A 14815-nucleotide genomic window follows, 5' to 3' on the forward strand; every position below is an offset into this window, starting at 1 on the left:
TGTATTTTTTACTAGCTGTAATCATGAGGAGGTATGACGACGTGATCTCCCTGATTATGACGACGAATTTTTAGTGAGGTTCTCATTTACGCAATCTTACAGCAAAAAAAGCCTTACCAAACATCAAAGCTCGGTAAGGCTAAGTCTCAAACCTGTGATATAAACTTAGTGGCTCTCTTCGCAGCTACAACCTACGGTCATATAGCTTTCTCCAGCCTCATGCCAATCAAACGCCTGATTGTACTTATTATTTTCCCAGTAGAACTTAGTTCTTTTTTCCTCTCTATTTCCGATCTCGTTCATGGTAGCGGCATCATAGAGCCTGCCATTCACCATGGTATAAACTACTGAGTTACTATTTTGAATATCTTCCAGTGGGTTTTTATCCAGCACCACAAGGTCTGCCAGCTTGCCGGCTTTCAACGACCCAATCTGATCATCCATACCCAGATAGTTAGCACCATTGATTGTGGCTGCTTTCAAGGCTTCCATATTAGTCATTCCACCTTGTTGTAGCATCCATAGCTCCCAGTGGGCACCTAACCCCTGAAGCTGTCCATGGGCACCCAAATTAACCTTTACCCCTGCGTCAGTCAGGGCTTTAGCTGTTTTAGAAACCAGAATGTGTCCATTCTCATACTCCTTGTCAGGAACCATGGTTCTGTGTCTTGACCTCGAGTCAACAACCCCTCTTGGGTAGAAGGTCAACAACCTTTCATTTTCCCAAACATTGGTTTTCTGATACCAGAAGTACTCACCATTCAAACCACCGTAATTAACAATAAGTGTTGGTGTATAGCCTGTTTTACTATTTCCCCAAAGCGTTTCAACATCTTTGTAAACCGGGGCTACAGGTATATTGTGCTCAATTCCTGTATGACCATCCATAATCATGGTCATGTTGTGGTAGAAAGTCGAACCGCCTTCCGGCACAACCAGCATGTTAAGCTCTCTTGCTGCCTGAATTACCTGTTGACGCTGATCCCTGCGCGGTTGATTATAGCTTTTAACCGAGAACGCACCAAATGCTTTAGTTCTTCTTAATGCCGACCTAGCATCATCAATACTATTAATTGTTGCTTTAAAGTCGCCGTCTGCTCCATAAAGTATGATACCTGTGGAATACAACCTCGGCCCATGCATCTGACCTGATTTAATGAGTTCAGACATCGCAAATATAGTGGTAGTATTGGCCGAAGGGTCATGTGCCGTAGTTACTCCATAGGCCAGATTTGCATAAAAAGGCCAGTGCTTTTGAGGCAACACACCGTAGCTAAATGCTCCTACGTGAGCATGAACATCCACTATACCCGGTATAATAGTTTTGCCCGCAACATCGTATACCTTAGCATTAGCAGGCACCGTTATTTCTCCGGTCTTACCTATAGCCTCAATCTTGTTATTTTTCACTATTATAGTACCGTCCTCAATCACCTCATCACCTTCCATTGTGATTATTCTGGCTCCTTTAAACACAACAGTACCCTGAGGCTTATAGGCATCAGCTACAAGGCCTACTTTCAACCCTACCGTATCTACAGGAGGTATGCTGTCGGGAGAACCTTCAAGGAAGGTAAAACGCTCTTTAATATCATTGGTAAAATACTCCTCGCCCAGCGTCCAGTGAATCTTTCTACTGTCTGCAGACCAATGAAGGTTGATACCGGCATCTCGGGTAATAGGTGATACAGGGAAAGCCGTTGTTTTATCATCCAGATCTATGGTCTGTCCCGTGTGAGGCATTGGAGCAATATATGCCTTATGCAGGTTTATAAAAGCTACCCATTTGTTATCAGGGCTGGGCACCAGTCTGTTGGCATATTTTGACTTTAACAAAGTTCTTTCATCCTCACCATTCAGGTCAACGCTTTTAAGTTCTTTAGTAAGGTTTCCGAAGAAGTATCCACCAGTCTGAAAGAATATTCGTTCCCCATCAGCACTGTAGCTAGGATATTCTCCCTGCTCCACCACAAGCTTAGCCTTGCCTCCGCTGGCAGAAACCCTGTATATTCCTGCATTTTTATCAAATGTACCCCCCAACACACTGTTTCCTGACTCCTTTACATAAGCGATCTCTTTACCATCAGGGGAATAGGCCGGGCTTCTGAAAATACCTTTTTCTGATGTTACCTTAACAGGCTGTGCTTTTCTGCTCTTCAGGCTAATTTTTTGAACTGCGCCCATTCCTTCATCACTCCAACTCACATATACTACTTCGCTACCATCGGGAGAAAAAGAAGGTTCAAACTCGAAATCAGACGAGGAGGTTAATCTTTGTGGCTTGCCATCAGGCAGTTCTTTTTTGTAAATATGTCCAAGCGCATTGAACACCAAAGTTTTACCATCAGGTGAGGTCACTGCATTACGAATTACTTTGGCACTGAACTTATCAGGAGCCACTTCATTTCTAAATTTAAGAGCCTCTGCGATCTTCAATTTCGCATTAACTGTAAAAGGCACATCTGTTACGGTAAGATTCGCTACATCAATTTTATTGATTCTCCCGCCTGACCAGATATAAATAAACTTATTATCCGGACTCCAGCTAAAGTTGGGGTAAACACCAAATATCGCCCACGCTTCCTGCTGGTCTTTATTCAGTTGATCATGAACAGGCCATTCCTCACCAGTTTTTAGATCGTGTATAAATAATACAGACTTTTCTCTGACCCTTTTAATAAATGCAAGTTTTGAACCGTCTCTGGATACCTGAGGCCTTGCAGCACCACCCGGGCCTCCGGTAATAGTTTTAACAGATCCATCAGTAAAATCATATCGCTGAATCACATAGATTTGGCTGTTCGGATCTTTATTATACTTAAAGTACCCACCTGGATACATATCTTCACTATAATACAAATATTTACCATCAGCAGACGCTGATGGCTCATTAACATCCTGCTGATCATTTTTTCGAGTTGTCAACTGTAGCCCACTCCCTCCGGTAACATGGTACATCCACATCTCCCCTGCTCCTAATGATCGCTGAGACGTAAAGTGCTTTCTGGCAATAATGTAGTTCCCATCAGCGGCCCAAACTGCATTATTCAACAACCGAAAACTTTCTTTGGTCAGTTGTTTAGCATTACTACCATCACGATCCATGATCCAAATATTGTCCCCTCCACCTGCATCACTGGTAAAGGATATTTTCTTACCATCCGGGCTAAACCTGGGCTGGATTTCAAATGGAAGACCTGACCTCAAAACCCTGGCCTCACCTCCGGTTACCGGCATAATGTAAATATCACCCAAGAGGTCAAAAACAATCTCATTCCCATCAGGACTCACATCCAGATTCATCCAGGTTCCCTTATCCGTTTTTAGATCAACTTCTTTAAAGTTCCAGTCTCCGTGCGGATCAGCAACTTTCCACTCTTCTTTTTTCTGTGCATTAACTACTGATGCAATTACAAGGAATACCCCTACTAGCAGGTGTTTTTTCATTGTTGTATTATTTATTCCTAATTCTAATTTTAAATTCTCAATTCTACTCACACTCTACAGGCACATCAGAGCCCAGCTCTTTAGCCTTTTCCCAATCTTCAGCAGCCTCCTGAGTTTTTCCTATGATACATTTGATGCTGCCTCTGTTTATCAACGCCAAAGCATAATCGGGTCTAAGCTTTATAGCTTCGTCAAATGCAGCGATGGCTTCTTCGAATTGGTTGAGTACAAAATAGGCGTACCCTTTTTCATAATAAGCCTCAGGATACTCCGGCTTGATCTCCAAGGCCCTGTTATAAGCTGTGATAGCTTCCCAATTCTCTCCAACCTGCGATCTACATACTCCCATAAGGTAATAAGCCTCAGGATTTTCAGGATCACGCCGCAACGCCTGATTGAAAAAGTCAATTGCCGAACGGTAATCACCAGACTCATATTCCTGATAACCAATATCTACCAGTTCAGAAACTTTTTGCTGGTCTTGACATATACCGGAAGAGAAGGCAAAAACTGCCATTAAGGCTACAAAAAGTGTTTTCATAGCTGCCAAATTAAGTGTTTTCAAAATGTATTGATAAAAAATAGTGACTTTTTACACTAGTGGTAGTCTAAACAAAAAAATGCAGATAACGTTAATAAATTAACTTATTACTTGCGAATAAAAAATAAAGTTACATACTTTGGGCTTTCGATGAAAAATTCAGCCACATATACACCCGTTCTTAACGTAGCAGCCGTTGCGGCAGCCGCGGTGTATGCTCCTGTGGCCAGGATTAGGGCAGCCAGGCCCCTTGCGGGTATATAATCTTTTAGCGGTGGTACGTCCACTGCATCCTCCAATCAATCTTATTCTCAATTAATCAAAGGCCGAAAGGCTCACATTCTTAAATTATTTCCTGCAATGTCGGAAATTAAAATTACCATAGCTGGTGAAGCGCATGTGCACTTTGCCGAAGAAATTTGCTCTATGATGGAGCAAGCCGCCCAACAACGTGGCACTGGTATTGCCAAACGCTCCCATCTCTATGTAAGTGCTAAAATGATGGAAGGAAAGGCTGTTATTGCCATATCAGATAATACCCCCGTTGGTTTCTGCTACATCGAAACCTGGGGACATGGCAAGCATGTAGCTAACTCAGGGCTAGTCGTGCACCCTGACTTTCGCAATACAGGATTGGCCCGAGACATAAAAGCCGAGATCTTCAAGCTTTCAAGAAAGAAATTTCCAGAAGCAAGGATTTTTGGTATCACTACCAGCCTCGCTGTAATGAAGATTAACTCTGATCTGGGCTATAAACCGGTAACTTTTTCTGAATTAACAACAGACGAAGATTTCTGGAAGGGATGCCAGAGTTGCCGAAATTATGACATCCTAACCCGTACCAACAGGTCACATTGCCTTTGTACAGGTATGATGTTCGACCCGAGCAAACCCGCTAAACCAGCTAACAAAAAGCTCAACAAAGAGGAGCAATGGGAAAGGTTTAAGCGATTTATGAAGTTTCAGGGCATTAAGGAAGGAGCTGACCGTTTGCGTCAAAAAATCAAAAACAAATCTGGTAATCTCAAAATCAATAAATCATCATGGCTGTCAAAAATATCGTTGTTTTAGCTTTTAGCGGAGGGTTAGATACCTCTTACTGTGTTAAGTACCTGAAGCATGACCTTAACATGGAGATTCATTCCGTTCTGGTCAATACTGGAGGATTCAGCCAGGAAGAACTTAAGTCGGTAGAAGATCACGCTTATAAACTGGGCGTGACACAACATAAAACCATTGATGTTGTTGATGAATTTTATGCAAAAGCCATCAAGTACCTCATTTTTGGTAATGTTTTAAAAAACAACACTTACCCACTATCTGTAAGTGCTGAGCGTGTATTTCAGGCTATTGCCATTGCCGAGTATGCTAAAGAGGTGAATGCCTCGCACATCGCACACGGAAGCACTGGTGCTGGCAACGATCAGGTACGATTTGACCTGGTATTTAACATCATGGTACCTAATGCTCAGATCATAACTCCTATACGGGATCAGCAGCTTTCCCGCCAGGCTGAAATAGAATACTTGAAGTCACACGGCGTGGAAATGAACTGGGAAAAGGCAAAATACTCTATCAATAAAGGGTTATGGGGCACAAGTGTCGGAGGTGCTGAAACACTGACCTCTAAAGAAGCTCTCCCTGAACAGGCTTATCCCAGCCAGTTGAAAAAAAGTGAGGCTTGCCAAATCACTCTGAGCTTCGAAAAAGGCGAGATCACTAGTATTGACGGAGAGTCGATCAAACCAGTGGATGCGATAATAAAGCTAAACGAACTGGGTAATGAGTATGCTATTGGGCGAGACATTCATGTTGGTGATACGATCATCGGTATCAAAGGCCGTGTAGGGTTTGAGGCCGCAGCTCCTCTAATGCTCATTAAGGCACATCACCTGCTGGAAAAGCATGTGCTTACCAAATGGCAACAGCACTGGAAGGAACAATTGGCTAGCTGGTATGGTATGATGATGCACGAAGGACAATACCTTGACCCTGTCATGCGAAATATAGAGAAGTTCATAGAGGATACTCAGGAAAATGTAACGGGTAAGGTTTATTTAACATTGGCTCCATACCATTTTCAAATAACAGGCATTGAGTCTGAACATGACCTGATGAACTCCAAGTTTGGACACTACGGTGAAATGAACAGCGGATGGACTGGCGAGGATGTAAAAGGCTTCACTAAAATATTGGCGAACCAGACGAAGATCTATTATGCTGTAAACAAACAGGCCGAAGTAGAGGCCACTTAATTTAAAATTTAAATAGCAGCCGTCACCCTGGACGTAATTCCAGGACACTTAGCAAGGCCATATGCCGGTCTAATCAAATTTGGAATGACGAGCCATATTTAAGAATAACCAAAAGATAAAATGATAAAAACAGGAATTATAGGTGGAGCAGGATATACAGCAGGGGAGCTGCTGCGCATACTGATACACCACCCTGAAGTTGAAATAAGTTTTGTTCAAAGCTCCAGTCAAAGCGGTAAACCTGTCAGCAGCATCCATGACGACCTGATCGGAGAAACTGATTTGGTTTTCAGCGATGCTATGGCTCAGGCAGATGTCATTTTCCTTTGTCAAGGGCATGGAAAATCATACGCATGGGTTGAAGAAAATGATCTGAATAGCTCCACACGCATTATAGACCTAAGTCAGGACTTTCGCCATCAGGCAAAGGCCACTTATGGTGACCGTAACTTTATATACGGGCTGCCTGAATTAAATAAAAGTAGAATTGAATCAGCTCAGAATATAGCTAATCCTGGTTGCTTTGCAACTGCTATTCAACTGGCTCTGCTACCATTGGCTGACTTCGGCCTGATCAAAGACGAAGTTCATGTACACGCTATTACCGGGTCAACTGGCGCAGGTCAGGCTCCAGGCGGAACAACACATTTTAGCTGGAGAAATGATAATGTTTCTGTTTACAAAGTATTTAAACATCAACACCTCACAGAAATAAAAGAGAGTATTGAGAGTCTTCAATCCGGGTTTGGGCAGGACATTAATTTCATTCCAGTGCGAGGTAACTTCAGCCGGGGAATATTCGCAACCGCTTACACCCACTTTGAAGGCTCCCTGGAAGACGCACAAAAGCTTTACAAAGACTTCTACCGTGAAGCAGTATTTACAAAGGTGGTTGAATCACCCGTTCATCTCAAGCAGGTAGTCAACACCAACAACTGCCTGATTCAACTTGAGAAGCATGGAAACAAGCTGCTGATCACAAGTATTATAGACAATTTATTAAAGGGGGCTTCCGGACAGGCCGTTCAAAATATGAACCTGATGTTTAGCCTGGATCAAAGCCTTGGACTCAAATTAAAAGCAAACGCATTCTAATCATGAAATGACCGTAAAACTAAGCTATACGAACCGATATGAATATCAAACTTCTTTTTTGATCACAGAGCAGAATTTGGCCACTTTGGTTATTCCAGTGGCCCTTAGAAATTAACTATATACACATGAAACAACAAACAATAGCCATTTTAGGAGCGGGCAACCTTGGTCTTGCTATTTACAAAGGACTGAAAAAAAGTGGTTTGCTGGAAACCAATAAACTGATACTCACACGACGAGACATCAGCGGCTTAATTGGTATCAAGGACCCTTCTGTAACCATAACCACAGAAAACCCTAAAGCTGTGAGCGAAGCGGATATTGTCATTCTTGCCGTCCAGCCCAAACAACTAAAAGGATTATTACAAGAGGTAAGCCCGGTTTTGGACCCAGACAAACACATGTTAATCTCTGTAATTACAGCGGTGACCATCGCTGAAATGGAAGCCTCACTCCCCGGTAAATTTCCCATCATCCGGGCTATGCCAAACACGGCTATTGCAGTACTGCAATCTATGACCTGTATTGCCTACAATGAACTGGGAAAGGAAAAGACAGGTATGGTTGAAACTATCTTCAACTGTGTAGGCAAAACTCTGGTCATTCAAGAAGAACTCATGCAGTCTGCCACGGTAGTTTGTGCCAGTGGCATTGCTTTCTGGATGCGCTTCATCCGGGCTACTACGCAAGGAGGAGTACAATTGGGCTTCGATGCTGAATATGCTCAGGAGATAGCTGTTCAAACCTGTTTGGGCGCAGCAAGCCTTCTCGGCGAGAACGGTGGTAGTCACCCTGAAACGGAGATTGATAAGGTAACAACACCTCAAGGCTGCACTATCTCTGGCCTGAATGAAATGGAACATAATGGGCTTAGTTCGGCATTGATCAAGGGACTGGTGAAATCCTATGAAAGGATCAATAAAATGAAGGAAACATCAAAATAAGAACGAATAAACATTGAAAAATAAAATACTACAGGGAACACCCTCTGTCCCGACAGAAAAAATCAGAACACCTTCCTCAAGGGAGGATTAGGGCATAAAAGGATTTAAAGTGTGCAACTAATAAAGGGCTGTATTTGAATGATTGATAGCAATGTCCCAAAATGTCTCCTTAAGGGGGCTACAGGGGTGTTCTCCGAACAGAAACTCAAGAGATACCATTTATAAGACAAAAGAAAAAGAATTTATTAACCATTTAAACAAAAAGATGAACTACAAAAATCATCCATGACTAAATAACAATTATGAAACTATTTAAGGTATACCCCCAGCTTGACCTCGAGCTTACGAAAGCTCAGGGATGCTACATTTATGACAGATCCGGCGCTCAGTATCTTGACCTCTACGGAGGACATGCGGTGATCTCGGTCGGTCATACGCACCCCCATTATGTTAAACGTATAAAGGAACAACTGGACGCAATAGCCTACTACTCCAATGCCGTAATTAACCCTGTTCAACACAGCCTTTTGGATAAGCTGGGTAAAATATCAGGATATGATGCATACCAGTTATTTTTATGTAACTCAGGAGCAGAAGCCATCGAAAATGCCTTAAAAATAGCCTCTTTCCATACTCAAAAGGATAAGCTTGTTGCTTTCAACAAGTCCTTTCATGGTCGTACTTCAAGAGCGCTTTCTGTAACGGACAACGATAAATACCGTTCGCGGCTTGACAAGTACAGCAATGTGCAGTTTCTGGAAATGAACCTTAATGCTGTTGAATCTGCCTTAAAAAACCAAGATGTCTGCGCCGTGTTGATAGAAGGCATTCAGGGACTGGCCGGTATTTACATGCCTGAGGCCGATTTCCTTCCGGGACTAAAGCAACTTTGTGAAAAGTATGGCGCTTTACTGGTTGTGGATGAAATACAGTCCGGTTATGGCCGCAGTGGAAAATTCTTTGCACACCAACATGCTGATGTGCAACCTGACCTGATCACAGTAGCCAAGGGTATGGCCAACGGTTTTCCTATGGGCGGCGTACTCATCAGTCCGAAAATTGAGGGTTGGTTTGGTATGTCGGGCTCCACTTTTGGGGGCAACCACCTGGCTTGTGTAGCGGCTTTAGCAACATTGGAAATCATCGAGAATGAAAAGCTTGTAGAAAATGCTCAAAAGGTAGGGGCAGAATTGATCGAAGCTTTAAGAGCCATACCTGAAGTGAAAGAAGTTCGCGGGGCTGGTTTGATGATCGGTGTGGAATTCGATTTCCCTGTAAAAGATATAAGAGAAAACCTAATGAAGGAGCAGCATGTTTTAACAGGAATGGCAGCTAACCCCAATGTAATCCGGTTATTGCCACCGCTAACCCTAACTCAGGAGCAAGCCGCTTTATTTGTAGAGAAACTAAAATTAAGCATTCAAAAAATAAGTTCAGATGCAGCAGTTCTTATCGGTAAGTGACTCGGAAGACCCGGGTAGTTTAGTAAAAAAGGCGTTGGCCTTAAAAAAAGATCCTTTTGGTAATCAGATAGGAAAAAACAAAACTCTCGGGCTGGTGTTTTTTAATCCCAGCCTGAGAACCCGCATGAGCACGCAGAAAGCGGCCATGAACCTGGGAATGAATGTCATGGTGATGAACATTGATAAAGACGGCTGGAAAATAGAAACTCATGATGGCGCCATCATGGATGGCGACAATCAGGAGCATATCAAAGATGCCGCCCGGGTAATGAGCCAGTATGTTGATGTTCTGGGAGTAAGAACCTTCCCTGCTTTGAAAAGCCGGGAAGAGGATTACTCTGAAAATGTAATCAATCAATTTGTGAAACATTCAGAGGTGCCCATCATCAGTCTTGAATCAGCCACCCGGCATCCGTTACAATCGCTGGCAGACCTGATCACTATTGAAGAACTGGGCATAAAAAAGCCAAAAGTAGTTCTGTCATGGGCTCCCCATCCACGCATTTTGCCACAGGCGGTATCGAATTCATTCCTGGAGTGGATAAAAATAACAGATGCTGAAGTAACGCTGGCATGCCCGGAAGGTTATGAACTGGATGATCAGTTTATCGATGGTGTAACCATCTGCCATGATCAGGACAAAGCTTTTGAAGGAGCGGACATCATTTACGCCAAGAACTGGAGCAGCTATCACCATTATGGACAGCGTTTGGAGGTAAAACAGGACTGGACAATTACCAGCGACAAAATGGCTCTAACTAATAATGGAAAGTTTATGCATTGCCTGCCTATACGCAGAAATGTGGTGGCTACTGATGAGGTTATTGATCACTCAATAGTTTACCAGCAAGCAAAAAACCGTGAGTTTTCAGCGCAGGTGGTGTTGCTGGAGATATTGGAGAGGATGAAATGACGTTCAGCAGAACACCCTCCGGACTGCGGCCACCTCCCTTGAGGGAGGACTTTAGCGCAGTTGAAGGATTCAAGGGGTGCAAACTATTAAAATTGATGGCACTACACTAACTGTCCTCTTGAGGGGACTACAGGGGTGTTAGCCATCCAGTAAAGTTATAGATATGAAAACCAAACTAACCGTAGTTAAAATCGGAGGTAATGTCATTGATGATGCTGAAACTTTGAAGCATGTGTTGCAGGAGTTTAGCCAGTTGGACTCTCCTAAAGTCCTGATCCATGGCGGGGGGAAAATTGCTTCTGAGCTTTCTCTTAAAATGGGATTACAACCAAAGATGGTTGATGGGAGACGTATTACTGACGCTGATACCCTCAAAGTGGTCACCATGACATATGGAGGTTTGGTCAATAAAAACATAGTTGCTCAGCTTCAGGCATTCAGATGTAATGCAATCGGCCTGACTGGTGCGGATGCCAACGTTATCCCTGCGCAAAAGCGTGTAACCAAAGAGATTGACTACGGATATGTAGGTGATTTTGAAGTGGACAATATTGATGTCGAGAGATTATCCTTTTTTATTGACGGAGGCCTCACCCCTATATTTTGCGCCTTGACACATGATCAGCAAGGTAATTTACTCAATACCAATGCCGATACTCTGGCATCAGGCATAGCAACCACACTGGCTAAATTTTATGAAACGAAACTCATTTATTGCTTTGAAAAGCCAGGAGTACTGCTGGATGCTGACGACGACAACACTTTGATCCGTGAACTGGGGTATTTGCACTACCAGCAACTTAAAGATGACGGCATCATCCACACCGGTATGATCCCCAAACTTGATAATGCTTTTGCTGCCCGACGGCATGGTATTGAAGTAGGCATTAAGCATGCTCTCGATCTGAATAAACCCGCAGGTACTATTTTGTTATAAATTTCATGGACTACACGCAAGACGCCATATCATTACTCCGAGAATTAATTAATATTCCTTCATTGTCGCGGGAAGAGGAAGGCACGGCTGAGGCTATTGCCACGTTTATGGAACAACGTGGAATAGCGGCGTTCAGGTCCGGTAATAATGTGTGGGCAAGAAATAAGTTTTACGATCCGACCAAACCGACTATTCTGCTCAACTCGCACCATGACACGGTTAAACCGAACGCCGGATATACCAGAGATCCTTTCAAAGCAGAAGTGGTCGATGGAAAGCTGTTTGGATTGGGCAGCAATGATGCGGGCGGGGCTTTGGTGAGTCTTATTGCTACATTTCTGGCTTTTTATGAAGCCGATAACTTAACACATAATCTTATCATAGCAGCTACTGCCGAAGAGGAGATCTCTGGCAAAGGTGGAATAGAAAGCATACTACCTGACTTGGGCGAGTTGGAACTTGCTATTGTCGGGGAACCCACCCTGATGCAAATGGCCGTTTCCGAAAAGGGATTGTTGGTGCTGGACTGTACTGCAAAAGGAAAGGCGGGGCATGCGGCTAGAAATGAGGGGAAAAACGCAATTTATAAGGCCATAAAAGATATCAGCTGGTTTGAGGGCTACCATTTCCCAAAGGTTTCTGAAACACTGGGACCTATTCATATGAATGTTACCCAAATCCAGGCGGGATCACAACATAATGTGGTTCCAGACACTTGCAGTTTTGTGGTTGACATTCGTGTAACAGATGCTTACAGCCATGAGCAGATTCTGGAAATTATAAAGCTATACACCAGTTGTGAAGTAAAAGTACGGTCAACACGTTTAAGGCCATCAGGGATAGACAAAGACCATCCGGTGGTAAAACTAGCAAGTAAAATGCAGATCAGAACATATGGTTCTCCGACTTTAAGTGACCAGGCACTGATCCCATACCCAAGCATAAAAATAGGTCCCGGAGACTCCGCTCGTTCTCATACTCCGGATGAATTTATTTATATTGAAGAAATTGAAGAGGGGATTAGAGTGTACAAGGAGCTGTTGGAAAAATTGATTAGAAAATGAGATGTATATTGTTAACGCAGACTACCCTCCTCCCTGCGGGTACCTCCCTCGAGGGAAGATTGATGCGGTAACATATTATAGCAGGCATTAATTTAAGTAAGTAATTAAAACATAAAATGCAGTTAACAATTATGGAGCACTATCCAAAATGTCCCCTTGAGTGGACTATAGGGGCGTTAGTCATTTAGAAAAGGAAATAATAAGTCAGTGTCTAAAAACAAACTCGTCCCATATCGTAAGGATTTAAAAGCCAAAGCAAGGGAACTTAGAAAGCATAGTACCCTTTCAGAAGTCCTGTTGTGGTGTGAAATTAAAAACAGACAGTTACTAGATTATCAATTTCATAGGCAGGTACCAATGCTTGATTATATCGTTGACTTTTATTGTCATGAACTCGCCCTGGTAATTGAGATTGATGGAGAGAGCCATTATCATGATGATGCTCCGGACAGAGATGCATTACGCCAAAAGCGCATAGAACAATATAAAATAACGTTTTTACGATTTGATGATAAAGATGTAAAGCAAAATATGTCCTTTGTTTTAAATTCAATTTATCAATGGATTTCGGATTATAAAGAAAAAACGGATACTAAATGAAGAACACCCTCCCCCCTGCGGGTACCTCCCTCAAGGGAGGATTAGTGCGTAAAAGATATGAAAAGTGCATAATCAATTAAAATGCATATCAGCATCAATAGCACTAGCCAAAATGTCCCCTTGAGGGGACCTACAGGGGTGTTAGCCATGAAGAAAATATTATACATAGATCAACATATTATACATATAAAAAAAATGAAACTCTGGGATAAAGGATACTCGATAGAAAAAAACATTGAAACTTTTACAGTAGGTAACGACCGCGAGTTGGACCTTCACCTGGCCAAATACGATGTGCTAGGCTCGCTGGCGCATGCACAAATGCTCAAGGAAATTGGGTTGCTGTCCGCAGAAGAGCTGGAAGGAATTGAAAAAGAGATCAGCCTGATCCTGAAGCAGATTGTCGAAGACTCTTTTGAAATAGAAGATCATTTTGAAGATGTCCATTCTAAAGTAGAGCATCTGCTTACCGAAAAGCTAGGCGAAGCAGGCAAAAAGATCCATACTGCCCGTTCCCGCAATGATCAGGTTTTAGTTGATCTGCACCTGTTTGCCAGAGATGAGCTACAAGAGGTTAAAGGACTGATCAGGAAGCTTTTTGATCGATTGATCTCACTAAGTGAACAATACAAAGGTGTTCTTTTACCCGGATACACACACTTTCAGGTAGCAATGCCATCATCGTTCGGCCTATGGTTTGGCGCTTATGCAGAGTCCTTGATCGATGACATTCACCTGCTCAATGCGGCTTATAAAATAGCGGATCAAAACCCGCTCGGATCAGCAGCAGGTTATGGCAGCTCCTTCCCCATTAATCGCACCTCAACAACTGAAAAGATGGGATTTACAACGTTGAAATACAACTCCGTTGCCGCCCAGATGAGCAGAGGAAAACTGGAAAAATCCATAAGCTTCGGATTGGCTAGTGCTGCCGGCACACTTTCCAAACTATCCATGGATGTCTGCCTTTACATGAGTCAAAACTTTGGTTTTGTCACTTTTCCTGACCACCTGACAACTGGATCCAGCATTATGCCTCACAAAAAGAACCCGGATGTATTTGAATTGGTGCGCGCTAAATGCAACAAGATACAAGCCCTACCCACAGAACTGATCATGGTCACCAATAACCTTCCCAGCGGCTACCATAGAGATTTCCAGATTCTAAAAGAAAGCTTATTTTCTGCACTTTTCACCCTTAAATCTTGTCTAAAGATCTCTGAGTATATGCTTCAGCATATCATTATCAATAAAAAAGCCATAGATGATCCTAAATATGACTACTTGTATACGGTAGAGTCTGTCAATAAAGAGGTAATCAATGGTCTGCCGTTCCGTGAGGCTTACCAAAAGGTTGGGCAAGCTGTTCAAGCCGGGACTTATGTGCCTGATAAAGATGTTAAACATGCCCATGAAGGGAGTATTGGAAACTTATGCAATGAGGAAATTAAAGAGAAAATGAGGGAGGCTTTGGGGTAGTGGACTAACACTAGGAGGAAATTTTTTATCAGAGCTAGGCTGATTTATGTCTGTGCAGGCGTGAATAATATATGTGT

Annotated in this window: 13 protein-coding genes; 10 read left to right on the forward strand and 3 right to left on the reverse strand. The window is 42.9% G+C overall.

Annotated features, from left to right (window positions below; genetic code table 11):
• Nucleotides 1-165: 165 nt before the first annotated feature.
• The 3 genes from JMN32_RS17155 to JMN32_RS17165 all read right to left on the reverse strand — a co-directional run bounded on the left by JMN32_RS17155 (nt 166) and on the right by JMN32_RS17165 (nt 4287).
• Entirely contained in the window at nt 166-3447 is a 3282-nt protein-coding gene (locus JMN32_RS17155; protein WP_202857589.1) for an amidohydrolase family protein, read from the reverse strand.
• Nucleotides 3448-3490: 43 nt separating this feature from the next.
• Nucleotides 3491-3988: a tetratricopeptide repeat protein gene (locus JMN32_RS17160; protein WP_202857590.1), complete on the reverse strand. Its 498-nt coding sequence runs from the start codon at nt 3986-3988 to the stop codon at nt 3491-3493.
• Between the two features lie 107 nt (nt 3989-4095).
• Nucleotides 4096-4287, reverse strand: a complete 192-nt coding sequence (locus JMN32_RS17165) for a hypothetical protein (protein WP_202857591.1) — start codon at nt 4285-4287, stop codon at nt 4096-4098.
• Nucleotides 4288-4348: 61 nt separating this feature from the next.
• Here JMN32_RS17165 and JMN32_RS17170 point away from each other — a divergent pair, with 61 nt between their 5' ends.
• From JMN32_RS17170 to argH, 10 genes are all read left to right on the forward strand, one after another.
• Entirely contained in the window at nt 4349-5059 is a 711-nt protein-coding gene (locus JMN32_RS17170) for a GNAT family N-acetyltransferase (protein WP_202857592.1), read from the forward strand.
• Nucleotides 5032-6243: an argininosuccinate synthase gene (locus JMN32_RS17175; protein ID WP_202857593.1), complete on the forward strand. Its 1212-nt coding sequence runs from the start codon at nt 5032-5034 to the stop codon at nt 6241-6243. Before JMN32_RS17170 ends, JMN32_RS17175 begins: the two co-directional genes overlap by 28 nt.
• Nucleotides 6244-6363: 120 nt before the next feature.
• Nucleotides 6364-7338: an N-acetyl-gamma-glutamyl-phosphate reductase gene (gene argC, locus JMN32_RS17180; protein WP_202857594.1), complete on the forward strand. Its 975-nt coding sequence runs from the start codon at nt 6364-6366 to the stop codon at nt 7336-7338.
• A 125-nt stretch (nt 7339-7463) separates the two neighbouring features.
• Nucleotides 7464-8282, forward strand: coding sequence for a pyrroline-5-carboxylate reductase (proC, locus tag JMN32_RS17185; RefSeq protein WP_202857595.1), 819 nt, complete (start codon nt 7464-7466; stop codon nt 8280-8282).
• 302 nt (nt 8283-8584) lie between these two features.
• Entirely contained in the window at nt 8585-9745 is a 1161-nt protein-coding gene (locus JMN32_RS17190) for an aspartate aminotransferase family protein (protein WP_202857596.1), read from the forward strand.
• On the forward strand, nt 9720-10658 hold the full coding sequence (locus tag JMN32_RS17195) for an N-acetylornithine carbamoyltransferase (RefSeq protein ID WP_202857597.1): 939 nt from the start codon (nt 9720-9722) through the stop codon (nt 10656-10658). Before JMN32_RS17190 ends, JMN32_RS17195 begins: the two co-directional genes overlap by 26 nt.
• A gap of 163 nt (nt 10659-10821) precedes the next feature.
• The gene (gene argB, locus JMN32_RS17200; protein ID WP_202857598.1) at nt 10822-11595 is read left to right on the forward strand and encodes an acetylglutamate kinase; all 774 of its coding nucleotides are present in this window, start codon (nt 10822-10824) and stop codon (nt 11593-11595) included.
• A gap of 5 nt (nt 11596-11600) precedes the next feature.
• Nucleotides 11601-12659, forward strand: coding sequence for a M20 family metallo-hydrolase (locus tag JMN32_RS17205; protein ID WP_202857599.1), 1059 nt, complete (start codon nt 11601-11603; stop codon nt 12657-12659).
• A 207-nt stretch (nt 12660-12866) separates the two neighbouring features.
• Nucleotides 12867-13259, forward strand: coding sequence for an endonuclease domain-containing protein (locus JMN32_RS17210; RefSeq protein ID WP_202857600.1), 393 nt, complete (start codon nt 12867-12869; stop codon nt 13257-13259).
• Nucleotides 13260-13454: 195 nt separating this feature from the next.
• On the forward strand, nt 13455-14738 hold the full coding sequence (argH, locus tag JMN32_RS17215; RefSeq protein ID WP_202857601.1) for an argininosuccinate lyase: 1284 nt from the start codon (nt 13455-13457) through the stop codon (nt 14736-14738).
• The last annotated feature ends 77 nt before the right edge of the window (nt 14739-14815 follow it).

It is taken from the genome of Fulvivirga marina (genome assembly GCF_016775155.1).
Classification (GTDB): domain Bacteria; phylum Bacteroidota; class Bacteroidia; order Cytophagales; family Cyclobacteriaceae; genus Fulvivirga; species Fulvivirga marina.

Excerpts from the sequence above, each read along its gene's own strand:
- JMN32_RS17195 (WP_202857597.1), top strand. The coding sequence starts at position 9,720 with ATGCAGCAGTTCTTATCGGTAAGTGACTCGGAAGACCCGGGTAGTTTA.
- argH (WP_202857601.1), top strand. The coding sequence starts at position 13,455 with ATGAAACTCTGGGATAAAGGATACTCGATAGAAAAAAACATTGAAACT.
- proC (WP_202857595.1), top strand. The coding sequence starts at position 7,464 with ATGAAACAACAAACAATAGCCATTTTAGGAGCGGGCAACCTTGGTCTT.
- JMN32_RS17175 (WP_202857593.1), top strand. The coding sequence starts at position 5,032 with ATGGCTGTCAAAAATATCGTTGTTTTAGCTTTTAGCGGAGGGTTAGAT.
- JMN32_RS17190 (WP_202857596.1), top strand. The coding sequence starts at position 8,585 with ATGAAACTATTTAAGGTATACCCCCAGCTTGACCTCGAGCTTACGAAA.
- JMN32_RS17155 (WP_202857589.1), bottom strand. The coding sequence starts at position 3,447 with ATGAAAAAACACCTGCTAGTAGGGGTATTCCTTGTAATTGCATCAGTA.
- argB (WP_202857598.1), top strand. The coding sequence starts at position 10,822 with ATGAAAACCAAACTAACCGTAGTTAAAATCGGAGGTAATGTCATTGAT.
- argC (WP_202857594.1), top strand. The coding sequence starts at position 6,364 with ATGATAAAAACAGGAATTATAGGTGGAGCAGGATATACAGCAGGGGAG.
- JMN32_RS17160 (WP_202857590.1), bottom strand. The coding sequence starts at position 3,988 with ATGAAAACACTTTTTGTAGCCTTAATGGCAGTTTTTGCCTTCTCTTCC.
- JMN32_RS17170 (WP_202857592.1), top strand. The coding sequence starts at position 4,349 with ATGTCGGAAATTAAAATTACCATAGCTGGTGAAGCGCATGTGCACTTT.
- JMN32_RS17205 (WP_202857599.1), top strand. The coding sequence starts at position 11,601 with ATGGACTACACGCAAGACGCCATATCATTACTCCGAGAATTAATTAAT.